The organism is Paraburkholderia kururiensis JCM 10599 = LMG 19447, from assembly GCF_003986935.1.
GTDB lineage: Bacteria > Pseudomonadota > Gammaproteobacteria > Burkholderiales > Burkholderiaceae > Paraburkholderia > Paraburkholderia kururiensis.
Genome location: NZ_RJZE01000005.1, coordinates 72,457 through 94,206, shown reverse-complemented (window position 1 = coordinate 94,206; position 21,750 = coordinate 72,457). Strand labels below are relative to the sequence as shown.

Genomic DNA, 21,750 nt, shown 5'->3' with positions numbered 1-21,750 from the left:
GCGCCGCCCGTCCAGGCGGCGAAGCGCGTGCGCGAGGGAATGGGAAGCCGCGGTGGCCCTTAATGCCGGGCCAATGGAAGTCAGGACGTACAGTTTTGAGAGGCTGCTGCCGGCCTCACTGCACGATCGTTCAAGGGGACATTCACAACGAACCGCACATGTCTTGTTATGTGCTGTTCGAAGCAACTTGAATCCACATTGTAACCGAAGAGCGCCGTTTTCACCGCGCTGCCGCGCACAGGCCCGTCGCAGCTGCCTGCGGCGGGCCGTGCAAACGGCGGTTCACCACGCAACGTGCGAAAAGAAGCGTGGCCCGAATACATCGAGCCACACCTTTCTTCCACAACAACAGCCTTCACATCCAGACGGATCCGCACGATAGTGCGGCCGCGCTGCGCTTATGCCGCCTGTTCGTCCAGCGACGGGTAATCCGTGTAGCCCGTCTCGCCACGCGCATAGTAGGTCGCCGGATTCGGCGCATTGAGCGGGGCGTTCTGGGCAAAGCGTCGCGGCAGATCCGGGTTCGCGATGAAGAGTTGACCCCATGCCACGGCATCGGCCTCGCCCGCGTCGAGCACCTGTTGCGCGGTTTCCTTCGTGAATTTCTCGTTGGCGATGTACGGGCCGCCGAACGCTTCCTTGAGCATGGGGCCGAGCCGGTTGTCACCCAACGATTCGCGGGCGCAGATGAAGGCGATCTTGCGCTTACCCAGTTCACGCGCCACATAACCGAACGTTGCCGGCGGATTCGAATCGCCCATCGTATGGCTGTCGCCACGCGGCGCAAGGTGCACGCCCACGCGCGAGGCGCCCCAGACGTCGATGCAGGCGTCCGTGACTTCGAGCAGCAGTCGCGCGCGGTTTTCGATCGAGCCGCCATAGGCGTCCGTGCGGTGGTTCGTGCTGTCTTGCAGGAACTGGTCCAGCAGATAGCCGTTGGCCCCGTGCACTTCGACACCGTCGAAGCCTGCGGCCCTGGCGTTTTCCGCGCCCTTGCGATAGGCGGCCACGATGCCCGGAATCTCGTCGAGCGAGAGTGCTCGCGGCGTCACGTATTCGCGGATGGGGCGCACGAGGCTGACGTGACCTTGCGGCGCGATCGCGCTCGGTGCAACGGGCAATTCGCCGTTGAGAAAGATCGGATCCGAGACGCGGCCCACGTGCCAGAGCTGCAGGAAGATCTTGCCGCCGGCGGCATGCACGGCTTCGGTCACAAGCTTCCAGCCTTCCACCTGTTCCTGCGACCAGATGCCCGGCGTATCCGCATAACCCAGGCCTTGCGGCGTGACGGACGTGGCCTCGCTGATGATGAGGCCTGCCGTTGCGCGCTCGGCGTAGTACCGCGCCATGAGCGCGTTCGGCACGCGTTCTTCGCCCGCACGCTGACGCGTGAGCGGCGCCATGATGATGCGGTTGGGCAGGGTGAGATCGCCAATCTGGATCGGGTCGAAAAGAGTTGCCATGTTGTGTTCACCTTTGGAGGCGGGCACGCGGCCCGCGGCTGGGTAAAGTGATTAGGGGATTAGCGCAGTGTTTGGCGCGGTGACGAGCTTGATAACGAGTGCGACGAGAGGCCCCCGGCGATACGGCGCCGCCATGCAGGCCACGCGGCGATGCGTGCGCGTGCGTTCAGAGTTCCGTATTCATGCGTTCGATAAAGGCCTTGATAACCGTGTCATTGCGCTTGAAGAACACCCATTGGCCCACGCGTTTCGACGTCACGAGCCCCGCGCGCTGCAAGGCAGCGAGATGGGCCGACACCGTGGATTGCGACAGGCCGCAACGGGCGTCGATCTTGCCGGCGCATACGCCGTGATCGAGCGGCAATTCCTGATCCGCGAAATGCGCATACGGATCGCGCAGCCAGCCCAGAATCTCCCGCCGAACGGGATTGGCGAGCGCCTTCAGAACGGCGTCGATATCGATGGCTGCTGCTGCGGGTTTTCTTGAACTCATGAAGAGCGTACCGGTGACACACGAAATTAGCATCGCTACGGGACGAATTGTATATCGTAAAATGACGATATTAGCAATGGCACTACTGCGGGTGGGGGTTGTGTCCTGTCGACACACAAAAAAGTCGGCACTTCTGTACATCAGGAATCGCGCGCACCCGGAGAAGAGGGGACGGTTCATTTCGAAGTCGCTATCATGCACACCTCTGTCCATCCATCAGCTCGATGGAGCCGCACAGTGCCCCCTGCGCCCATCTTCGCCTTCGAAAAGGCCGCGTGACGGACTTTATTCTTGCAGATCAGCACACCAAAGCCGCCGGAACGAACTGCCCCCAGAAGTTGAACCCCTACCCAACCTTTGTGGGCAATTCATGGTCGATAGACCGTCGGGGGCTTTTTTTCATTTTTCCCGGCCGCAAGCAAGCGTCTTGACGGCGCCTGCACCGCACCGCCCATCACATCTTTATCAGCATTCATTCGTTGTCCGCCGGCCGCGAAGCGCGATAGTGTGCGCGGATATCGCCGCAGCCTGCGCCCGCAGCTGCAGTGCCACGATGTTCTCTTTTGTCCGCCCTTCGCGCCGTGTGATGCCATCTCCCGTTCTGCATGTCCTCGGTATCGGCAAGCGCTTCGGCGCCAGCATCGCGTTGGACCACGTCGATCTTTCTATCGGTGCCGGCGAAGTCGTCGCTTTGATGGGCGCGAACGGTGCGGGCAAGTCGACGCTCGTCAAGATTCTCAGCGGTGTTTATCTGCCGGATCGCGGCACGCTTGCACTGCGTGGCACACCGTTTGATCCGTCGTCGCCGCACGATGCGGCACGGCGCGGTGTCGCCACCGTGCATCAGTCCATCGCGGATGCGGTCGTGCCGAACCTGCCGGTCGCGGACAATCTGCTGCTCGACCGGCTTTGCGGCGGCTCGTCCGCCTGGTATGTGCCCGCGCGCGTCCGGCGTGCCGAGGCCGCGCGCCGGGCCGCGCGTATCGGGCTCGCCGTCGATCTCGATGCGCCGCTCGGAACGCTGCCGCTTGCGGCCCAGCAGCAGGTGACGATCGCGCGCGCAATGGCGACGCATCCGGCGTTGCTGATTCTCGACGAGCCGACCGCGAGTCTTTCCGCTGCGGAAGCGGATCGCCTGTTCGAGCTGATCGCACGGCTGCGTGACGAGGGCGTCGCGACGCTGCTCGTCTCGCATCGCGAACGCGACCTGCGGCGTATCGCCGATCGCGTGGTGGTGCTGCGCGACGGTCGCGTCGTAGGCGACGCGCGAGGCCCCATCGACTTTCACGCGGCACTCGAAACGATGCTCGGGCGGCCGCTGCAACGCTTGCATGAAACGTACGAGACGCCCGACAGCGCCGACACGCGCACGGTATTGAGCTTGCGCAGTCTGCGTCTCACGCCCGTGAGTGCGCCGTTCGATCTCGACGTACGACGTGGGGAGATCGTCGCCGTCGTCGGGCCGGTTGGCAGTGGTAAGTCGCGCCTTGCGCGCACGCTGTTCGGTGCAGCGCATGCGAGCGACGGCGAGATGACGCTCGACGGCCTGCGCTGGCAGCCGCGTTCGCCTGCGCAGGCCATCCGCGCAGGCGTTTTCATGCTCGGCGAAGATCGGCGCCGCACCACGCTCTTTCCCGACAGCGTTCCGTTTGCCACGATCGCTGGCACGATCGGCTTTCCGTTCATGTCGCGCTGGTTTCGCAACGGCTTCGTACGCACACGGCGCGAGCGGCAGGCGGTCGTAGAGGCGATCGAACGTTTCGGCATTCGCTGTCGTGGCGCGCACGACCGTCCCTCGCGCCTGTCCGGCGGCAATCAGCAGAAGGTCGCGCTTGCGCGCTGGCATGCCGAGCCCGCGCGTCTGCTGCTGCTCGACGAACCGTTTCAAGGTATCGATGCCGGCGCGCGTGCCGACATCGTTCGTCTGCTGCGCGGCGAAGCTGCGTCGCGCGCGACGCTTGTGTTCGTCAGCGACCTCGATGAAGCGCTTCAGGTGGCCGACCGCATCGTGCATTTCGATCGCGGCTCGCCTGTCGCGCACGCCGAGCCCTCAGTTCCTGTCCACGCTCTGTGAGCCCATGAAGACCCTTTTGCCCGCCAGCGACCCTGCCGCTACCGCCCCGACAACCCCGCCGTCCGCTGCCATCGCGCAGGTGTCGCGCATGCAGACATGGCGCAGACAGCTCGAAAAAAGCGGCATGCTGTTCGCACTCGCGGCGCTTGTCGTCGTGTTCGCGATTGCACAACCCGCATTTCTCAACGTCGACAATCTCTTCAGCATTCTGCAGGCGATTTCGATCACCGCGCTGCTCGGCATCGGCGTCACGATCACGCTGGCCGTGGGCGGCTTCGATCTGTCGGTGGGCAGCATCGCGGCGTCGGCGCAGATGGCCGCGAGCTACGTGCTCGTCGTCTGGCACGGTAGCGCGTGGTGGGCCGTGGCGGCCTGTATTGCGCTCGGTATGGCGGCGGGGCTGTTCAATGCGCTGTTGATTACGCGGTTGCGCGTGCCGGATCAGCTCGCCACACTCGGCACGCTGTTTCTGCTCGCGGGGCTGCAACTCATTCCGACCGGCGGACGTTCGCTTTCGACCGGCACGATCTTGCCGGACGGCACCGAAACGAGCGGGGTGTTTCCGGCCGCGTTTCTCGCGCTCGGCCGCTTACGTGTGCTCGACGTCGTGCCGCTGCCCGTGATCGTGCTCGCGGTGTTGACGGTGTTCGCCTGCGTGGTGATGGAGACGACTCGCTGGGGCCGCGTGCTTTACGCGATCGGCGGCAACGAGACCGCGGCCCGGCTCGCCGGTGCGCCCACCGCACGCTATCGCGTGGCGGCCTATGTGGCATCGGGGGCCATCGCAGCGCTGGGCGGCGTGCTGATTGCGGCCCGCGTGGGGCGCGGTGACGTGAGCGCCGGGCACTCGCTGCTGCTCGATGCCGTCGCGGCCGCGCTCGTGGGTTATGCAGTGGGCGCCGCGAAGCGGCCGAATGTGTTCGGCACGGTGATCGGTGCCGTGTTCGTCGGCGTGTTGCTTAACGGACTCACCATGCTCAATGCGCCGTACTACATGCAGGACTTCATCAAGGGCGCCTTGCTCGTCGGCGCGCTGGCGTTCACGTTCGGTGTGGGCAAGCGCGACGACGCGCATGCATGACGGGCGAAAGGTGCGCAAGCGGCGAAAGGGACGCAGTAAGCAGCGCCCCGTCGCGTTTGCACTTCATGCGTACCGCGCGCCTCGTTGCGCAAAGCTGATCGCCAGCACGGCAAGAATCACGGCGCCGGTGGCCACCTGTTGCCAATAGAAGTTCCAGCCGATCAAGAGTAGCCCGTTCGCCACGAGGCTCAGCAGCAACACGCCCAACAACGTGCCCGCCACACTCGGGCGATGCGTCGTGGAGAGCGTGGTGCCGATGAACGTGGCGCCAATGGCGTTCATCAGATAGCCATTGCCCGCGAGCGGCACGTACGCCTTCACCGTCGAAGACAGGAGCAGGCCGACCACGCCATAGAGCAACGCGCTCGCAACGAACGCTGCACTCACGATGGCCGGTACCGGCAGACCCGCGTGACGCGCTACACCAGGCTGCGCGCCGAGCGCAGCGAGCTGGCGGCCGAACACGGAATGCGCGAGCGCAACATGCAACGCGAGGGCCAGCACGACGACGATGCCCAGCGGCACCGGTACGCCCGCGATGCTGCCGTGCGCGAGCGCGCCGAAGAGCGGCGGCAGGGCCACGTTGAGCAGATAGACCGGCTGTCCGCCGTCCGTTGCCAGTTGCTGAACGGTCTGCCCGATGAACAGCGTACCGAGCGTGGCGAGGAACGGCGCGATGCCGATGCGCGCGACCAGCACGGCGTTCAACGCGCCGGTCGCGAGCGCAGCGGCCAGGCCGCCGAGCGCCGCGGCAAACAGATCGACGTGGTGCGCACACAGCAACACGAAAACGAGGCTGGCTACGTCGATCGATGTGCCGAGCGACAGATCGACCGCGCCCAGCGAGACCGCGAGCGTCATGCCGAGCGCTGCAATGGCGAGCAGCGCGAAGTTGTTCAGCAGGACGTCAGCAAGGTTGCCCACACGTGCAAAGCCCGGTGCGAACACGGCAAAAAAGGCAATCACGACGACGAGCGCCCCAACGAGCGCGAAGCGCCGCAGGCCAGTGAGCCGCGACGCGAGCGAGAGGCGCTCAATCATATGCACTGCTCCTGCCATGTCGGCGGCGCACGATTACCGTCGTCGCAACGACGAACAGGATCAGTACGCCTTCCACACCGTTGACGTAATAGCTCGACAGGTTGTCGAGCTGGAACCCGTTGACGATCACTCCGATGAACAGCACCGCGCAGAGCGTGCCCGGAATGGTGGGCACGAGCCGGCGCGAGAACACCACGCCGAGCAACGCAGCCGCCACGACTGCGAGCAGGTTGTCGCCGGCGCCGGGCGAACTGCCGCTCAAAAGCGCTGCCGACGCGAGCGCGGCCAGCGCCGCAGCGATACCGCACAGCACATAGCTGGCGGCGACATAACGCTCGCTGTGGATGCCGGCCGCCCGTGCAGCGTCGCGATGGGCGCCCACGGCCGCAAGACGCAAGCCGAACGGCGTTTCGTGAACGAGTACCGTGAATGCCGCGCAGGCAAGCAGCAGTGCGTAGGCGAGATGCGGCACGCCGAAGGGTCCGTCGCGCAGCAGGTAGGCAAGCAGAGCGCCGTTTGCCTGGACCGGCGTGTTCTGCGTCAGTACGAGTTCGAAGCCCGCCGCGATGTTCATCGTGGTCAGCGTCGCAAGCAGCGGAACGATGCGTAGCGCGATGACGGCGACCGCGTTCAACGCGCCCACCGTTGCGCCTGTGGCGAGCGTCAACGCGACCGACAGCAGGGCCGGATACCCGTCGCGCTGCGTGACGGCGAAGACGGCTGCGCACAATCCGAGGTTGGCCGCGACCGAAAGGTCGAGCCCGCCGCGAATCGGGTCCGGGCCGCCTGCAATCAACACGATCGTGAGACCGAAGCCGAGCAGCCCGATCACCACCGACTGCTGCAACACGTTGGCGAGATTGGCAACCGTGAGAAACAGCGGCGACGTGAGCGCGAATGCCGTAACCACGATGGCGAACGCGAGCAGCGCGCTGCCGCGCAGCCAGAACTGCGGGTCGCGCAGCCTCGCGCGAAGGCGATGTGCCCGTCCGGGACCGATGCCGGGCAACGCGCGCCCGTCGGCCAGCGAACGGGTAGGGGACGACGGGACGTTCATGCCGCCTCCCGTTCCTGCATGGCCGTCTCGCGCGCACCGCTCGCCCAGGCGAGCACGGTTTGCGTGTCCGTTTCCTGCGAGACGAGTTCCTGCACGATGCGGCCGCGCTTCATGACGAGGATGCGATCGGTCACGCCCACAAGTTCGATCAGGTCGCTCGAAAACAGCAGTACGCAAGCGCCGTTGCGCACGAGTTCGTCGAGCAGCCGGTAGATTTCCGCCTTCGCGCCCACGTCGACGCCAACCGTAGGTTCGTCGAGCAGATAGACGGTCGATTCGCGGCTGAGCCAGCGCGCCAGCGCCACCTTCTGCTGGTTGCCGCCGGACAGTTGCCGTACCGGCGTTTCCGTGCTGTGCGTGCGGATGGCGAGCGCGGCGATGAGTCGTTGCACGAGCTGCGTTTCGCGTTGCCTCGCGAGCAGCCCGAAGCGGCTGATGCGCGAAAGGCTGGCGAGCGTCGTGTTTTCGCGCACCGAGAGCGAGCCCGCTACGCCGTGCGCGCGTCTGTCTTCCGGCACGAACGCGATGCCGCTGCGTACCGCGTCGGGTGGGCGGCGTAGTCGCACTGTGCGTCCCGCTACGCTCACGGTGCCCGTCGTGCCGCGCTCGAGGCCGAATAGCGAGCGCAGCACCGCCTTGCCGCCCGAGCCGAGCAACCCCGTCACGCCGACGACCTGCCCGCGCCGCACGTCGAACGACACGTCTTCGAAACGGCCGGGCGTGCCGAGCCCGCGCACAGCGAGCGCGACGTCGCCCGGCGTACGCGCGGATACTGCCGCCGGTGCGCTCCGTTGCGCGCCGATCATCGCCTCGACGAGCGATTCCGTGGACGTAGTGCGTGCATCGACGTGGGCGACGTCGACGCCGTCGCGCCGCACGCTGACCGTATCGCAGATCGACGCGATTTCATCCAGATAATGCGATACGTAGAGGATGGTGAGGCCGCTCGCGCGCAGCGTGTCGATAGTGTGCAGAAGACGGTCCACTTCGCGTGCCACGAGTGCCGCGGTGGGTTCGTCGAATACGAGCACGCGCGGCTCGCCCGCGAGTGCCCGCGTGATCTGCACGATCTGCTGCTCGGCTACGGTGAGCTCGCCAATCAGGCGGTCGGGATGCAGGTCGAGGCCGAAGTGCGTATGCAATGCCTCGCGTGCCTGCCGTTTCAGCCGGCGCGTATCGAGCACGCGCAGCACGCCCGCGCCGCGTGGGCCGAACGCGGGCTCGTGACCGAGCGCGAGCGCTTCGGCCACGGTCGAGGTGGGCGGCAGCAGGCGCTCCTGGTGAATGAATGCGATGCCCCTGGGGGCAACGCCGGGGGGCTGCGGCTCGCCGTGCACGGTGACGGTGCCGGCGTCTGCCGTGTGGATGCCCGCAAGGATCTTGATGAGTGTCGACTTGCCCGCGCCGTTCTGGCCGATCAGGCCATGCACGGTGCCCGGGGCCGCGTCGAGCGATGCGCCGCGCAGCGCCGGTACGCCGTCGAAGTGCTTGACGATGCCGCGCAGCGCGAGGGCGGGCGCATGAGCGGGCGTGTCTTTCGGTGTGCTCATCGCAGTGCCCATTCTGCGGCGCTCGCTTTCGTGGCGTTCATTTCGCGGCGTTCATTTCGCGGCAATCTGGCCGAGCGCCTGCTGCAACTGCGCGGCGTTGTCCTTCGTGACGAGAATGGACGGCACGTAGGTGTACGGCGGCAGGCTGCGATCGCCGGCAAGGTAGCGCGCGACGTTGTCCACCGCGGTCTTGCCGATCAGTGCGGGTTGCTGCGCGACGACGGCCGCCGCGCTCGACTTCGGGTCTTTCACGAGCGAAACGACGTCGGGGCTGCCGTCCACCGCGTAGGTCTTGATCTCGTTGCGATGCGCAGCGTTCACGGCCTGCGTGGCGCCCACCTGCGGCACGTCCCACGCGGCCCAGATCGCCGCAATTTGCCCCTTGGGGTATTTCGTGAGCAACTGACTGACCTGCGCATACGCGCTCTGTACCGTATTCGGAATCACGTCGCGCAACTCGGGCTCGATGATGTGGACCTTCGGGTAGTACTTGAGCACCGCCTTCAACTGGTCGTAGCGGATCGCGCAAACCGGAACGCCGTAGAAGCCGTTGAACACGAGGATGTTGCCTTCGCCGTGGATGTCGTTGACGAGCTTCAGCGCGAGTTGCTCGCCGATGAAGAAGTTGTCCGAGGTGGTGTCGTTCAGGCTGGAGGGCGACGCGGTGTCGATCGTGAAGAGCGGTATGTTGGCCTGGCGGATTTTCTGCAGCCACGGCTCCAGCACCGAAGCGGTGCCCAGTTGCTCGATGATGGCGTCGGGCTTTTGCGCGATCAGCGTCTGAATCTGCGCAATCTGGCGGTTGTCGTTGCGGCCGGCGTCGAGCGCGATGGGCGTGCCGCCCAGCCGTTTCACCTCGTCGATCGCGCCCTGGTAGGCCTTCAGATCCCAGTAGTGGTCCGTGCCGATTGCGGTGATGCCGATGCGCTTGCCTTTGAGCGACGGTATCGCGCTGTCGTTGCTCGCGGCGCTTGCGTTGCCCTCGGAATGGGCGGGTAGTGCGATGACCATCAAGCTCAGCGCGGCGGCGGTGACGAGACGCACAAGTGGCACGAGGGCGCCACGTGTGCGGCGCGAAGAAGAACGGGAATAGGGCGAGGACAGTGTGCGGTGGATCATGTCGTGATGTCGGATGCGAGAGTGAAGGGCCGCAGAAAAGGAATGCGCAATCCGGACCGACTCTACGCAACGATACGCCGCGATTGAAACCAACGATTGACGCTATCGATATGCAAACTCCGACGATTTGCAAATCGGCTGCGGCGAAAACGATCATGGGTCATCCGAAGGAATAACGATGTTCCAAACCTTCGTTTGGGCCACGAGCGGCGCGCTGATAAATTCTGCCGATACTCATTGCAGCGGAGCCGGCGAATGGCAACGATCGACGAAACGAAGTCCTTGCGCGTGGGCACCGGGACTGAAGCGGAAAACGGCGCACACGTGATCGGCAGCGACGAGGAAGCGCTCGCCGTTGCGCACGCGCTTGCGGAGCGTCTTGCGCAAGAGGCCGCGCAACGGGACCGCGAGCGGCGCCTGCCGCATGAGGAAATCGAATGGTTCTCGCAGTCGGGCCTGTGGGCCATTACGGTGCCGAAAGCGTACGGCGGCGCCGGGGCGGCGTACCAGACGCTGGTCGAGGTCGTGAAGATCGTTGCGGCGGCGGATCCGTCGCTGGGGCAACTGCCGCAGAATCATTTCGGCCTTGTCGACGTGATTGCACTCACGGGCACCGATGAACAGAAGCGCCACTTCTTTGGGGACATCCTCAGGGGCAAGCGCTTCGGCAACGGTTTCTCCGAAAAGGGCACGAAAAACGTGCTCGACCTGAAGACGCGCGTGACGCGCGACAGGAACGGCGACGACGGTGGTTACGTCGTGAACGGCACGAAGTTTTATTCGACCGGTGCGCTGTTCGCGCACTACGTGCCCGTGCTGGGCCTCGACGAGAACCGCAAGGGATGGCTTGCGTATATCCCGAAGGGCACACCGGGCCTCACGGTGATCGACGACTGGTCGGGGTTCGGTCAGCGCACCACCGCAAGCGGCACGGTAGTGCTCGATAACGTGCGCGTGCCGGCGTCGCACGTGTTTCCCGCGCACCGCGTGTCGGACGAGCCGACGCTGAACGGTCCGCTCTCGCAGATCATTCAGGCCGCCATCGATGCGGGCATTGCGCACGCCGCGCTTGCCGACACGCTGCGCTTCGTGCGCGAACGCTCGCGCCCGTGGATCGACAGCAACGTGGAGCGCGCGAGCGAAGACCCGTTGACGGTGCGCGAGGTCGGCCGGCTCCATATCGATCTGCATGCAGCCGACGCGCTGCTCGACCGCGCTGCGCGCACGCTCGACGAGATCGCGGCGCAACCCGTCACGACGGAAGACGACGTCGCGCGTGCCTCGGTTGCGGTTGGCGAGGCCAAAGTGCTTACCACCGAAATCGCGCTGCTCGCGAGCGAAAAGCTGTTCGAACTGGCCGGCACGCAATCCACGCTCGAAGAGCACAACCTCGATCGCCACTGGCGCAACGCGCGCACGCACACGCTGCACGATCCGGTGCGCTGGAAATACCACCTCGTCGGCAACTACTACCTCAACGGCGTGAAGCCCGCACGGCATCCATGGAATTGATGCGAGCCGTCGCATCCGCGTGTATGGACAAGACATGACCAGACAGATTCGCCTTAACGCCTTCGACATGAACTGCGTCGGGCATCAGTCGCCCGGCCTCTGGGCGCATCCGCGCGACGCTTCGTGGCGCTACCGCGAACTCGGCTACTGGACAGAGCTTGCGCAACTGCTCGAACGCGGCCTGTTCGATGGCCTTTTCATTGCCGACGTGCTGGGCATCTACGACGTCTATCAGGGCAGCGGCGAGGCTGCGATTCGCCAGGCCACGCAGGTGCCGGTGAACGACCCCATTCTGCTTGTCTCCGCGATGGCACACGTCACGCAGCATCTCGGCTTCGGCGTGACGTGTTCGCTCTCGTACGAACACCCGTATCCGTTCGCGCGTCGCATGTCCACGCTCGACCACCTCACCAACGGACGCGTAGGCTGGAACATCGTCACGTCGTACCTCGACAGCGCGGCGCGCAATGTCGGTCTGCCGTCGCAGGCGAATCACGACGAACGCTATGCGCTGGCCGACGAATACCTCGAGGTCTGCTACAAGCTCTGGGAGTCTTCCTGGGATGACGATGCCGTGGTGCGCGATGCGGCGCGGCACGTGTTTACGGAGCCCTCGAAGGTGCATCCCATCGCGCATCGCGGGCGTTTTTTCGACGTGCCGGGCATTCATCTGTGCGAGCCCTCGCCGCAGCGTACGCCGGTGCTCTATCAGGCTGGAGCGTCGAAGCGCGGCAAAGACTTCGCCGCGCAGCACGCCGAATGCATCTTCATTGCGGCGCCGTCGCGCGTGGTGCTCAAGGAATTCGTCGCAGACATTCGCGAGCGCGTGAAGCGCTTCGGGCGCGATCCGCACGACGTGCTGATCTTCAACCTCCATACCGTGATTACAGGCCGCACCGAAGCCGAGGCGCATGCGAAGCATGCCGACTATCGCCGCTATGCGAGCGACGAAGGGGCACTTGCGCTGATGTCGGGATGGACCGGCATCGATCTCTCGAAGTACGACCTCGACGAGCCGTTGCGCTACGTGGAGAGCAACGCCGTGCAGTCGGCGGTGGAAGCGTTGTCGAGCGCGGACCCCACGCGCGTGTGGACCGTGCGCGAGATCGCGAAGTGGGGCGGCATTGGCGGCCTCGGGCCGCTTACGGTGGGCGACCCGGTGCAGGTGGCAGACGAACTGCAATCGTGGGTGGAGGAAACCGACGTGGACGGTTTCAACCTGGCCTATGCCCTCACGCACGAGACGTTCAGCGACTTCGTCGAACTCGTCGTACCCGAGTTGCAGCGCCGCGGCGCCTACAAGACCGAATATGCGCGCGGCACGTTGCGCGAGAAGCTGCACGGCGGCGGCGCACGCCTCGCCGAGCCGCATCCGGGGGCCCGCTATCGCTCGGCGCAGGTGGTACCCGTGGTCTGAGCAGTCGAATGGATCGAACGAAATACGACGAACAACAAGGGGGTTCCGATCATGGCAAGCGGGCTTGGTGAGCGCGTGGTGCGCAAGACATGGCGTGCGGCAGCAGGGTTGATGGTGGTGGCCGCGGCACTCGGATGGACCCCCGGCGCGCGTGCCGCCGGCATTCCCGGAGCACCGCCGCCGTTCGACAAGGGCGGCGTGAAGATCGCGCTCGTCAACTATCTCTCGACGGGCGATTTCTTCCAGGCGTATGAAGCGGGCGCGCAAAAGCAGGCGAAGGCGCTCGGTATCGATCTGCGCATTTACGAAGGGCGCCAGGACGCGGCGGAGCAACGCGAGCAGATCCAGCAGGCCATCAGTCTCGGCGTGTCGGCGATCATCGTGAATCACGGCTTGCCCGAGTCGCTCAAGGACGTGGTGCAGCGCGCGCTCGACAAGGGCATCAAGGTCGTCGCGTTCGATGTCGATCTGGCCAACCCGAAGGTGCCGCAGATCGAACAGAGCGACCACGATCTGGCCACGCTGCTGCTCGACCAGGCCGTAAAGGACAATGGCGCGACGTTTTCCGCGGGCTACGTGTACGTGGCGGGCTTCGCGCCGCTCGACCGGCGGGATGCCGTATGGCGCGCGTTCAAGAGCGCGCATCCCGGCGTGCAGGAAAAGGCGCGTTGGGGCACGGTGGACAACCCGATCGCGCAGTCGGTCGCGAACCAGGCGGCTGCGGCCTATCGGGCGCATCCGGAGATTCGAGTCGTGTTCGCGCCTTACGACGAGTTCGCACGCGGCGCGAAGCTGGCCGCCGACGAAGCCAGTCTCGGCACGAAGCTGCGCATCTACAGTGCCGACATCTCGACGGCGGACATCGAAGCGATCCGCGCGCCGAACAGCCCGTGGGTGGCCACCGCCGCCACCAACCCGGCCGTGGTGGGCGCCGTGTCGGTGCGGGCTGCGGCGCTGCTCGTCGCAGGCGAGGACCCCGGCCATCGCATCGTGGTGAAGCCGACCTTGATCACACGCGACGACCTCGTGAAGAACGACATCCATACCATTGCCGAACTGGGTGCCAGGTTCCCCGCGTTCCGCACGAGCGACGCGGCGACAGCGGCGTGGATCGGCAAGGCAGGACGCGACTGACGGCGCCGTTCGCGACAAGACGACGAACGCAACGGGCCGTCAGTGCGCGACGATACGCCGCACGAGGCCGCCGAGCCCCGTATGACGGCCCTACGTGCCCCACGGAATATGCATTTTCCACATCGTTAGTAGGGCGCATTACCTGCCGCTGATCTAATGGCCTCCGAACCGCCTCCTCGTGTGGGAGGCGCCCAACATCTTTCGGGGAGCCCCTCATGAGTCTCGACATATTCTGGTTTTTGCCGACGTCAGGCGACACACGCTATCTGGGTCAATCGGATTCGGGGCGTGCGCCTTCGAACGCCTACATGCGGCAGATCGCAGTGGCCGCCGAGGAACTCGGCTACGACGGCCTGCTGATTCCAACCGGCAGCAGTTGCCTCGATCCATGGGTGACGGCGGCGAGCCTTGCGCCCGTCACGCGGCGCATCAAGCTGCTCGTCGCGTTGCGCACTTCGCTCGGCAACGTCACGGCTTCCGCGCGGCAGGCCGCCACGCTCGACGAGGCGCTGGGCGGACGTCTGCTGCTCAATGTCGTGCCCGGCGGCGACGCGACGGAGCTTGCCGCGGACGGCATCTTTCTAGACCACGACGAACGCTATGCCCACGCGGACGAATTCCTCACGGTGTGGCGACGGCTGTTCGCGGGCGAGCAGGTGGATTTCGAGGGCAAATACATCCGCGTGGAGAAGGCGAAGAATCACCTCTCGCTCGCGGAGCAGTCGCGTCCGCCGCTCTTCTTTGGCGGTTCGTCGCCGGCGGCGCACGAGATTGCCGCGGAACACGTCGATACCTACCTGACCTGGGGCGAGCCGCCTCACGCCGTGGCGCAGAAGTTTGCGGACGTGCGCGCACGTGCTGCGCGACACGGAAGGGAAGTGCGCTTCGGCTTGCGGCTGCACGTGATCGTGAGAGAGACGAACGAGGAAGCATGGGCCGCAGCCGACGCACTCATCAGCAAGCTGAGCGACGAAGACATCCAGCGCGCGCAGCAGAATTTCGCGCGCATGGATTCGGTGGGCCAGCGGCGCATGGCACAACTGCACGGCGGGCGCCGCGACCGGCTGGAGATCAGCCCGAACCTGTGGGCGGGCGTGGGCCTCGTGCGCGGCGGCGCAGGCACCGCGCTGGTGGGCGACCCCGCTACCGTGGCCGCACGGCTCGAAGAATATGCGGCGCTCGGCGCGACGCGTTTTGTGCTCTCCGGCTATCCGCATCTGGAAGAAGCCTGGCGTTTCGCAGAACTCGTGTTTCCGCTGCTGCCGGGCAAGAAGCCCGTGACGACATCCGGCGGCGTTCAGACAGGAGGCGCGTTCGACGTGCGTGCGGCCTCGGCTTCCTGACGGGGCAAGGCGAGCGGCGCCTCGCGGGCTGATTAGCAACTGACAATAAGTTAGAAGCACCGCGCGTGCAGCCGTCCATAATCGACGGCCTGCACGCCTGTACCTATTTTCCGGAGTGAATTGATGAACCGTATTGTCCGTGCCCTGCTGCGTGCGGGTGCGCTCGCTTCGCTGGTTGTCTTGCCGGCTTTCCTGAGTACCGCGGCGCAAGCCGACACGCGCGAAGTGGTGATTGCCTACCAGGACATGGTGGTGCCGTGGCGCTATGCACAGGCCACCGGCGAAGTGGAGAAGGCGACCGGCTACAAGGTCACGTACCGCAAGCTCGCGAGCGGTGCCGACGTGATTCGCGCGCTCGCGTCGGGCTCCGTGCAACTGGGCGAGGCGGGTTCGAGTCCGGTTGCGGCGGGCCTCTCGCAAGGCGTGGACATTTCGCTCTTCTGGATTCTCGACAACATCAACGACGCCGAAGCGCTGGTGGTGCGCAACGGCTCGGGCGTAACGAGTCTCGCGCAGTTGAAGGGCAAGAAGATCGGCGTGCCGTTCGTTTCGACCTCGCACTTCCATACGCTGGTCGCGCTGCAAAACGCCGGCGTGAATCCCGCCGACGTGAAGATCGTCAACCTGCGTCCGCCCGAAGTGGCCGCGGCGTGGGAGCGCGGCGACATCGACGCCACGTACATCTGGGACCCGGTGCTCGCCAAGGTGAAGAAGAGCGGCAAGGTGCTGATTACGTCGGGCCAGGTGGCGCAGTCCACGGGCAAGGCGACCTTCGACGGCTTCGTCGTCGACCGGCGCTTCGCGAAGGGCAACGCCGAATTCATGACGCGTTTCGTGAAGGTACTGGCCGCCGCGGACGAGAACTATCGCGCCCATCGCAACACGTGGGATGCGGCCTCGCCGCAGGTTGCCGCGGTGGCGAAGGAGTCGGGCGCCAATGCCGACGAAGTGCCCGCAAGCCTTGCGCTCTACGCGTTTCCGTCGCCCGCGGAGCAGGCTTCGAATGCGTGGCTGGGCGGCGGCGCACAGTCGGGCGCAGCGAAGTCGCTGGCCGCGACGGCGGCATTCCTGAAGACGCAAGGCACTATCCAGAACGTGTTGCCCGATTACTCGATCGGCGTCGATCCGCAGTTCGTGCAACGGGCGGTGGCGCATTGAACGCGTCTTCCTGGAGCACACCGTGAGCATGCTGGAGATTCGCGGCCTCGCCGTGGCCTATGGCGATCCGCGCAAAGGCGAGGGAGCGATGGCGCTGGCGGACGTCGATCTGCGTATCGAGGCCGGCGAATTCGTCGTGGCACTGGGCGCGTCGGGGTGCGGGAAGACCACGCTGCTCAACTGCATCGCGGGCTTCGTTACGCCGACCGAGGGCGAGGTGCTGATCGACGGCCAGCCGGTGAACGGGCCCGGCGCGGATCGCGGCGTGGTGTTCCAGAAATACGCGCTGATGCCATGGCTCGACGTACTCGACAACGTGGCGTTGGGCCTGCGTTTTCAGGGCTTGCCGAAGGCGGAACGCGAACGCAGGGCGCGCGAGATGCTCGCGCTCGTCGGACTCGAGCGACAGGCCCATGCCCGCGTCTATACGCTCTCGGGCGGGATGCAGCAGCGCGTGGGCATTGCGCGCGCGCTTGCAAGCAATCCGCGCGTGCTGTTGATGGACGAGCCCATGGGCGCGCTCGACGCCATGACGCGCGAGTCGATGCAGGAACTGGTGCTCGACGTCTGGGACCGCACGCACAAGACGGTGTTCTTCATCACGCACAGCGTCGAAGAAGCGCTCTTTCTCGCGACGCGCCTCGTCGTAATGACGGCGGGGCCCGGGCGTATCGCGCACAGCTATACGCTTCCGTTCGCACGCCGCTATCTGGAAACGCGCGATGCGCGGGCGGTGAAGTCGTCGGCCGAATTCATCGCGTGGCGCGAGCGGCTGGTGCGCGAACTGCATGCCGGCGTGAAGCAGGAGGAGGGCGCGTGGTGAGTGCTTCGAACGAACGCGCGGGCGACGTGACGCTCGCAACGCGTGGGCAGGCAGGTTGGGCGCATGCCGATCACGTGCGGGACCGCGACGTTCCTGCGCGGCGCGCTGCCAAATTCCGGTGCTTGCGGCCGGCACGGCGACGCTCGACCGCATGGCGTTTGCCCGGCGAAGGTCCGACGCTGGCGTTGAGCGCTGCCTCCGTTGCAACACTCGCGCTCGCATGGTGGCTCGCCACTCATCTCGGCTGGCTGCCGCCTCTCTTTCTGCCCACGCCCGAAGCCGTACTGCGCGCTTTTGCGGACGCGTGGCACGGTCGCATTCAGGGCGGTCTGCCGCTCTCGACGCATCTTGCGTGGAGCACGGTGCGCGTGTTCGGCGCGTTCGCGCTTGCCGCGGTCACGGCCGTGCCCATCGGCATCTTGATGGGCGTGAGCCGCGTCGCGCGCGGGCTGCTCGATCCGCCGCTGGAGTTCTACCGGCCGCTGCCGCCGCTCGCTTATCTGCCGCTCGTGGTGATCTGGTTCGGTATCGACGAGACGGCCAAGATCATCGTCATCTATCTCGCCTGCTTCGCGCCGATCGCATTGGCCGCGCGCGCCGGCGTGCGCAGCGCGACGGCCGAGCAGATCGGCGCGGCGTACTCGCTGGGCGGCAGCTTCGCGCAGATCGTGCGCCACGTCGTGTTGCCCGCGGCGCTGCCGGAGATACTGACCGGCCTGCGCATTGCGGCAGGCTTCGGCTGGACCACGCTGGTCGCCGCCGAAATGGTGGCGGCCACGGCGGGCCTCGGCCAGATGGTGCTCAATGCGTCGAGCTTCCTGCTCGAGTGGCCGAAGTCGCACCGGCCGCGCCAGATCCGGTTGGAGGGCGGTAACTGTTCGTCCGATTCGTACTGCTACCCCTGAACCGCTGTGAACGTGCCGAGTGCGCGATGAGCGGCCTGTTCGACGCGAACTGGACCATCTGGGCTGCCGTGATCGGTAGCGGGGTCTTTCATGGCGTGAATCCCGCGATGGGGTGGCTTCTTCGCGAATGGACAGCTACCTCTGGTCCTGACTGCTCTCAGGAACCCCCCACTTTGAGGTCTGGCGATCTACGGCCCGCTGGAAGGAGAGTTAATGAATCGTCGCTACCGGCCGGGCCATCCGAGTTGCTGTGCCCGGTCGAGCGAGGCTCGCACGACGAGGCGATGGAAAGGAGCGATAAGGCCAAGATAGGCCCGGCCCAGCAGACGATTGTAGAAGACAAGCGTAGTGACTATCAGGCGCTGGGGGCGGTCCTCAGATGCGGGCTGCACGAGAACCGACACACGGAAATCAAGATGCCTGTCGTCCTCGCCCAGAATGATCTCGTCTTTATGCCGTTCGAACACGCGGAAAATGCTTAGCCGGTCGTCCTTCGCGATTTTCAGATCGACCGTTTTTTTAAGTCCGAATGGCCATACGGCAACGTCACGAACTCCCTGCAGAATCGCGATCCACCCGGGTTGCCCGCCAAAGATGTGTCGAGCGAGAGACTCTGCGTCGTTGCAGGCCGTCGCCGGCAAGTCTACCGAGAATGCGTCGGCAAAATCAGCCTTGCCGTACGACCGGCTCAGCCGTGAGGTCGCCGGCAGGCCGACCTGTTCAGCTTTCTTCGAATTCGTCTGCATGCCCACTCTCCATGCGTTCAAATTTCCCCCAGCGCGACCCAAGCGAACGCGGTCCAAATTAGCGTGACATATTCATGCTGAAGCCGAAGCCAACCCGATGGCGGCGATCCGGCAATGGACAATGCCAAAACATTCATCCGGTGGCTGCGCATCTGCGAGTCGACATTGGCGAAAAACGGATGGTCTCCATATGATGATCGACGCCGCTTTCGTCCGACCGGGAACATTGGACCGGATCACCCCTCCGGGGCAGCCCACCTTTTTACACTAACTTCTGCCAGCGCCTCGAATATAGCTGGCGTACGTTCAAGCCGGGCGATCGTCTTCGTCCGCCAGCAGTATCTCGCCTGTCACGGACAGTGCGGCGCGCCCGCCTTCAGTCCTTGCCTTTCTGCTCTCCTTACCTTAAGGTAAGGCGTATTGGAGGTGTCACCATGACAGCGGCAACGATCACTTCAAAGGGCCAGGTCACCATTCCGGTGGACGTGCGCAATCAGCTTGGCCTGCGGTCCGGCGACCGGATCGAATTCAGCTTCAACGAGGCGACGGGCCGGTATGAGATCTATCCGGCCACGCGCTCGCTCGCGTCGCTCAAGGGCATCGTGAAGAAGCCCGCGAAACCCGTGTCGATCGAGGACATGAACCAGGCCATCGCGGAGCAGGGGGCATCCGCGCGATGATCGGACTGGATACGAATGTGCTGGTCCGTTACTTCGCACAGGACGACGCCGTGCAGTCGAAGAAGGCGACGGTGCTGATGGAGTCCCTGTCGGCCGAACGGCCAGGGTACGTTTCGCAGGTTGCCCTGGTGGAGGTCGTGTGGGTGCTCGCGCGCTGCTATGGCGTCGAGCGTGAGCAGATGAACGACATCATCGACTCCATAATCGGCACCAAAGAACTGGTCGTTGAAGGTGCTGACACGGTGCGAAAGGCCCTTCGCGTTTTCGTGGCGTCCGCGAAGGCAGATTTCGCGGACTGCCTGATCGAGCGTTCGGGGTATGTTGCCGAATGCGAGTACACCGCGACTTTCGACGTGACGGCCTCGAAGGCCGCAGGGATGCAGTTGATTAAGTAAATCACGGCGTGAGCCGATAAACGGGAAGTACCCGGCACGCGAGTGGCCGGCAAGTCGGCCTGTAGCTGACTCGATAACAACGGCTATAACCACATGAGGACCAACATGCGCCTTTTCCTTGCCCTGATTCTGCCGTGGCTCCAGTTCTTCACAATCGGGCGGCCTTTTGCAGGAATCATCTGCCTGCTGCTTCAGATCACGCTGATCGGGTGGATTCCAGCTGCAATTTGGTCTGTCTACACGCTGAGCCAGTACAAGACGGACAAGAAGATCGAGCGCGCCCTCGCGAACCGCAGCTGATACAGGAAAGCGGGGGGAAAGAAATGAGCGACCGTGTATAGGGGAATTGGCGCGTCAGGTCCAGCTGGCCACGGGCCAGACGGTTAGGGTGGCGTTCGCCGATCAGGGTATACCGGCGAGGAACCTGCGCGCAGCGCTTGATGAGGGAATCGAGCTTCAGGCAATCAAGTTGGCTGAGGCAAAGAAAGGCTTTGTGCTGTTGCCACGTCGCTGAGTAGTAAAGCGCAGCTTTGGCTGACAGAACCGCTTTCGCCGGCTGGCGCAAGATTACGAGCGCTTGCCTGAGACACTGGCCGCACTGCACTTCGTAGCCTTCTCCGTACTGATGCTGGTCCATTGCGCAAACCTTACGAATAGTGCCTACACGCTCTCACGCTCGCACTGACGCAAACTGATGACGTAGCGACGTTGCAGGCGGTATTCGAACGGTACTGAAAAACAGGGCAACGTCAGCGGTTCAGCCAGCCTTCACGCCCAGCGTGGCCATTTCGCGCTTCATCGTGGTGTGGACGAGCTGCAGAAAATTCTCGACGACGGGATTGGCCTGCTGCAATTGCGGACACAGAATGAAGCCGCGAAAAAGAATCTCCGGCACGAATGGACGAAACACGATACGCCGACGGTCTGCTTCGAGTGCCGCCAGCGGATTGACGATGCCGACGCCCACGCCGCGCGAGACCAGCGCGCAGATTGTCGCGCCGTACGGCGTTTCGACGGCAGGCACCTGATCGGCTCCTGCGGGCCGCAACGCGCGATCGAGCGGCGTGCGGGTATCGTCTGCATAGGACGGCAGGATCAGCCGTTCGCCGCGCAGGTCTGCGGCCTGAATACGTTCCCGCGCCGCCAGCGGATGACGCGCCGGCAACGCGCATAGCCCAGGCAGACGATACAGTTCGGCGCTCGTCACGCCGAACGCATCGGGCGTCGCCGTCGCAAAGCCCACGTCGCAATGTCCCGACGACACCCAGCGCTGGATCGTGCCTTCGCTGCGCATTTCCAGCGACACCGCTACGTGCGGATACACCTCGAGGAAACGCTCGATCACCGTCGGCAGGAACGACAGCGCCAGCACGGGCGCCGCGACGATACGTAAGCGCCCGCTGCCGAGCTGACGGATCTCACGAGCCGAATGCCCGAGTTTTTCCAGCCCGACGAAGCTGCGATCCACCTCGCGATAGAAGGCACTGCCCGCATCTGTCGCGCGGATGCGCCCGCCGTTGCGCACGAACAGCGTCAATCCCGTCGAGGCCTCCAGTTCTCCAATCAGCCTGCTGATGCTCGGTTGCGACGTGCCGAGTTCTTCCGCTGCCGCCGTCATCGAGCCACGCAGCATGACGAGCCGAAACGCTTCAATTTGCCTGAGATTCATGCACTCTCCGATGCGACGCAGCATGCACAAGGCGACAGCTTGCCATATCAGAAATGAATAGAAGACGTTTTTGTCGCTATTTGACCGGAT

At 64.8% G+C, this 21,750-nt stretch carries 20 protein-coding genes and 1 pseudogene; 13 read left to right on the top strand and 8 right to left on the bottom strand.

Annotated features, from left to right (window positions below; all coding sequences use genetic code 11):
• Window positions 1-398: 398 nt before the first annotated feature.
• The gene (locus PKKP23_RS07370) at window positions 399-1,463 is read right to left on the bottom strand and encodes an alkene reductase (protein WP_126876409.1); all 1,065 of its coding nucleotides are present in this window, start codon (window positions 1,461-1,463) and stop codon (window positions 399-401) included.
• Between the two features lie 166 nt (window positions 1,464-1,629).
• Window positions 1,630-1,956 carry an ArsR/SmtB family transcription factor gene (locus PKKP23_RS07365; protein WP_126876408.1) on the bottom strand — a complete coding sequence of 109 codons (327 nt, stop codon included), beginning with the start codon at window positions 1,954-1,956 and terminating at the stop codon, window positions 1,630-1,632.
• Window positions 1,957-2,542: 586 nt separating this feature from the next.
• Here PKKP23_RS07365 and PKKP23_RS07360 point away from each other — a divergent pair.
• Together PKKP23_RS07360 and PKKP23_RS07355 are read left to right on the top strand one after the other, a co-directional pair.
• The gene (locus tag PKKP23_RS07360) at window positions 2,543-4,030 is read left to right on the top strand and encodes a sugar ABC transporter ATP-binding protein (RefSeq protein ID WP_126876407.1); all 1,488 of its coding nucleotides are present in this window, start codon (window positions 2,543-2,545) and stop codon (window positions 4,028-4,030) included.
• Between the two features lie 88 nt (window positions 4,031-4,118).
• Window positions 4,119-5,111, top strand: a complete 993-nt coding sequence (locus PKKP23_RS07355; RefSeq protein ID WP_017777526.1) for an ABC transporter permease — start codon at window positions 4,119-4,121, stop codon at window positions 5,109-5,111.
• A 63-nt stretch (window positions 5,112-5,174) separates the two neighbouring features.
• On the opposite strand, the gene PKKP23_RS07350 is transcribed toward PKKP23_RS07355, so the two are convergent.
• From PKKP23_RS07350 to PKKP23_RS07335, 4 genes are read right to left on the bottom strand one after another with little or no spacing between them, the layout of a single operon-like run.
• On the bottom strand, window positions 5,175-6,152 hold the full coding sequence (locus tag PKKP23_RS07350) for an ABC transporter permease (protein WP_126876405.1): 978 nt from the start codon (window positions 6,150-6,152) through the stop codon (window positions 5,175-5,177).
• On the bottom strand, window positions 6,145-7,209 hold the full coding sequence (locus PKKP23_RS07345; RefSeq protein ID WP_126876404.1) for an ABC transporter permease: 1,065 nt from the start codon (window positions 7,207-7,209) through the stop codon (window positions 6,145-6,147). Before PKKP23_RS07345 ends, PKKP23_RS07350 begins: the two co-directional genes overlap by 8 nt.
• A complete protein-coding gene (locus PKKP23_RS07340; protein ID WP_420873201.1) occupies window positions 7,206-8,771 on the bottom strand; it encodes a sugar ABC transporter ATP-binding protein in 1,566 nt (521 codons plus the stop codon). Before PKKP23_RS07340 ends, PKKP23_RS07345 begins: the two co-directional genes overlap by 4 nt.
• Before the next feature lie 39 nt (window positions 8,772-8,810).
• Complete coding sequence (locus PKKP23_RS07335; RefSeq protein ID WP_126876555.1) at window positions 8,811-9,803, bottom strand: sugar ABC transporter substrate-binding protein; 993 nt, start codon at window positions 9,801-9,803, stop codon at window positions 8,811-8,813.
• A gap of 330 nt (window positions 9,804-10,133) precedes the next feature.
• Between PKKP23_RS07335 and PKKP23_RS07330 the strand changes: the two genes are divergently transcribed.
• From PKKP23_RS07330 to PKKP23_RS07300, 7 genes are all read left to right on the top strand, one after another.
• Window positions 10,134-11,390: an SfnB family sulfur acquisition oxidoreductase gene (locus tag PKKP23_RS07330; protein ID WP_126876402.1), complete on the top strand. Its 1,257-nt coding sequence runs from the start codon at window positions 10,134-10,136 to the stop codon at window positions 11,388-11,390.
• Window positions 11,391-11,424: 34 nt separating this feature from the next.
• The gene (locus PKKP23_RS07325) at window positions 11,425-12,807 is read left to right on the top strand and encodes an LLM class flavin-dependent oxidoreductase (RefSeq protein WP_126876401.1); all 1,383 of its coding nucleotides are present in this window, start codon (window positions 11,425-11,427) and stop codon (window positions 12,805-12,807) included.
• Window positions 12,808-12,858: 51 nt separating this feature from the next.
• A complete protein-coding gene (locus PKKP23_RS07320; RefSeq protein WP_126876400.1) occupies window positions 12,859-13,941 on the top strand; it encodes a substrate-binding domain-containing protein in 1,083 nt (360 codons plus the stop codon).
• Window positions 13,942-14,156: 215 nt separating this feature from the next.
• Window positions 14,157-15,284 carry an FMNH2-dependent alkanesulfonate monooxygenase gene (gene ssuD / locus PKKP23_RS07315; RefSeq protein ID WP_126876399.1) on the top strand — a complete coding sequence of 376 codons (1,128 nt, stop codon included), beginning with the start codon at window positions 14,157-14,159 and terminating at the stop codon, window positions 15,282-15,284.
• A gap of 123 nt (window positions 15,285-15,407) precedes the next feature.
• On the top strand, window positions 15,408-16,442 hold the full coding sequence (gene tauA, locus PKKP23_RS07310; RefSeq protein WP_126876398.1) for a taurine ABC transporter substrate-binding protein: 1,035 nt from the start codon (window positions 15,408-15,410) through the stop codon (window positions 16,440-16,442).
• Between the two features lie 22 nt (window positions 16,443-16,464).
• Window positions 16,465-17,265 carry a taurine ABC transporter ATP-binding protein gene (locus PKKP23_RS07305; protein ID WP_126876397.1) on the top strand — a complete coding sequence of 267 codons (801 nt, stop codon included), beginning with the start codon at window positions 16,465-16,467 and terminating at the stop codon, window positions 17,263-17,265.
• Window positions 17,262-18,170, top strand: coding sequence for an ABC transporter permease subunit (locus tag PKKP23_RS07300; protein ID WP_420873200.1), 909 nt, complete (start codon window positions 17,262-17,264; stop codon window positions 18,168-18,170). The genes PKKP23_RS07305 and PKKP23_RS07300 overlap by 4 nt, the downstream gene beginning before the upstream one ends.
• Window positions 18,171-18,394: 224 nt before the next feature.
• Here the strand turns inward: PKKP23_RS07300 and PKKP23_RS07295 are convergent, their stop codons facing one another.
• A complete protein-coding gene (locus tag PKKP23_RS07295; protein ID WP_017777541.1) occupies window positions 18,395-18,916 on the bottom strand; it encodes a DUF2867 domain-containing protein in 522 nt (173 codons plus the stop codon).
• 434 nt (window positions 18,917-19,350) lie between these two features.
• Between PKKP23_RS07295 and PKKP23_RS07285 the strand changes: the two genes are divergently transcribed.
• The 4 genes and pseudogenes from PKKP23_RS07285 to PKKP23_RS34450 all read left to right on the top strand — a co-directional run.
• Window positions 19,351-19,596 (top strand): AbrB/MazE/SpoVT family DNA-binding domain-containing protein, encoded by a 246-nt coding sequence (locus PKKP23_RS07285; protein WP_126876396.1) that lies wholly within the window; start codon window positions 19,351-19,353, stop codon window positions 19,594-19,596.
• A complete protein-coding gene (locus PKKP23_RS07280) occupies window positions 19,593-19,991 on the top strand; it encodes a PIN domain-containing protein (RefSeq protein WP_126876395.1) in 399 nt (132 codons plus the stop codon). Before PKKP23_RS07285 ends, PKKP23_RS07280 begins: the two co-directional genes overlap by 4 nt.
• A 105-nt stretch (window positions 19,992-20,096) precedes the next feature.
• Window positions 20,097-20,291 carry a YqaE/Pmp3 family membrane protein gene (locus PKKP23_RS07275; protein ID WP_126876394.1) on the top strand — a complete coding sequence of 65 codons (195 nt, stop codon included), beginning with the start codon at window positions 20,097-20,099 and terminating at the stop codon, window positions 20,289-20,291.
• A 52-nt stretch (window positions 20,292-20,343) separates the two neighbouring features.
• Window positions 20,344-20,676 (top strand): annotated as a pseudogene (locus PKKP23_RS34450) (transposase); the annotation flags it as partial.
• A 72-nt stretch (window positions 20,677-20,748) separates the two neighbouring features.
• Here the strand turns inward: PKKP23_RS34450 and PKKP23_RS07265 are convergent.
• Window positions 20,749-21,660, bottom strand: a complete 912-nt coding sequence (locus PKKP23_RS07265; protein WP_033351847.1) for a LysR substrate-binding domain-containing protein — start codon at window positions 21,658-21,660, stop codon at window positions 20,749-20,751.
• Window positions 21,661-21,750 lie beyond the last annotated feature (90 nt).

Bases quoted from the DNA above. Each gene is read 5' to 3' on its own strand.
- PKKP23_RS07370 (WP_126876409.1), bottom strand. From the start codon at position 1,463: ATGGCAACTCTTTTCGACCCGATCCAGATTGGCGATCTCACCCTGCCC.
- PKKP23_RS07365 (WP_126876408.1), bottom strand. From the start codon at position 1,956: ATGAGTTCAAGAAAACCCGCAGCAGCAGCCATCGATATCGACGCCGTT.
- PKKP23_RS07360 (WP_126876407.1), top strand. From the start codon at position 2,543: ATGCCATCTCCCGTTCTGCATGTCCTCGGTATCGGCAAGCGCTTCGGC.
- PKKP23_RS07355 (WP_017777526.1), top strand. From the start codon at position 4,119: ATGCAGACATGGCGCAGACAGCTCGAAAAAAGCGGCATGCTGTTCGCA.
- PKKP23_RS07350 (WP_126876405.1), bottom strand. From the start codon at position 6,152: ATGATTGAGCGCCTCTCGCTCGCGTCGCGGCTCACTGGCCTGCGGCGC.
- PKKP23_RS07345 (WP_126876404.1), bottom strand. From the start codon at position 7,209: ATGAACGTCCCGTCGTCCCCTACCCGTTCGCTGGCCGACGGGCGCGCG.
- PKKP23_RS07340 (WP_420873201.1), bottom strand. From the start codon at position 8,771: ATGGGCACTGCGATGAGCACACCGAAAGACACGCCCGCTCATGCGCCC.
- PKKP23_RS07330 (WP_126876402.1), top strand. From the start codon at position 10,134: ATGGCAACGATCGACGAAACGAAGTCCTTGCGCGTGGGCACCGGGACT.
- PKKP23_RS07325 (WP_126876401.1), top strand. From the start codon at position 11,425: ATGACCAGACAGATTCGCCTTAACGCCTTCGACATGAACTGCGTCGGG.
- PKKP23_RS07320 (WP_126876400.1), top strand. From the start codon at position 12,859: ATGGCAAGCGGGCTTGGTGAGCGCGTGGTGCGCAAGACATGGCGTGCG.
- ssuD (WP_126876399.1), top strand. From the start codon at position 14,157: ATGAGTCTCGACATATTCTGGTTTTTGCCGACGTCAGGCGACACACGC.
- tauA (WP_126876398.1), top strand. From the start codon at position 15,408: ATGAACCGTATTGTCCGTGCCCTGCTGCGTGCGGGTGCGCTCGCTTCG.
- PKKP23_RS07295 (WP_017777541.1), bottom strand. From the start codon at position 18,916: ATGCAGACGAATTCGAAGAAAGCTGAACAGGTCGGCCTGCCGGCGACC.
- PKKP23_RS07285 (WP_126876396.1), top strand. From the start codon at position 19,351: ATGACAGCGGCAACGATCACTTCAAAGGGCCAGGTCACCATTCCGGTG.
- PKKP23_RS07280 (WP_126876395.1), top strand. From the start codon at position 19,593: ATGATCGGACTGGATACGAATGTGCTGGTCCGTTACTTCGCACAGGAC.
- PKKP23_RS07275 (WP_126876394.1), top strand. From the start codon at position 20,097: ATGCGCCTTTTCCTTGCCCTGATTCTGCCGTGGCTCCAGTTCTTCACA.
- PKKP23_RS07265 (WP_033351847.1), bottom strand. From the start codon at position 21,660: ATGAATCTCAGGCAAATTGAAGCGTTTCGGCTCGTCATGCTGCGTGGC.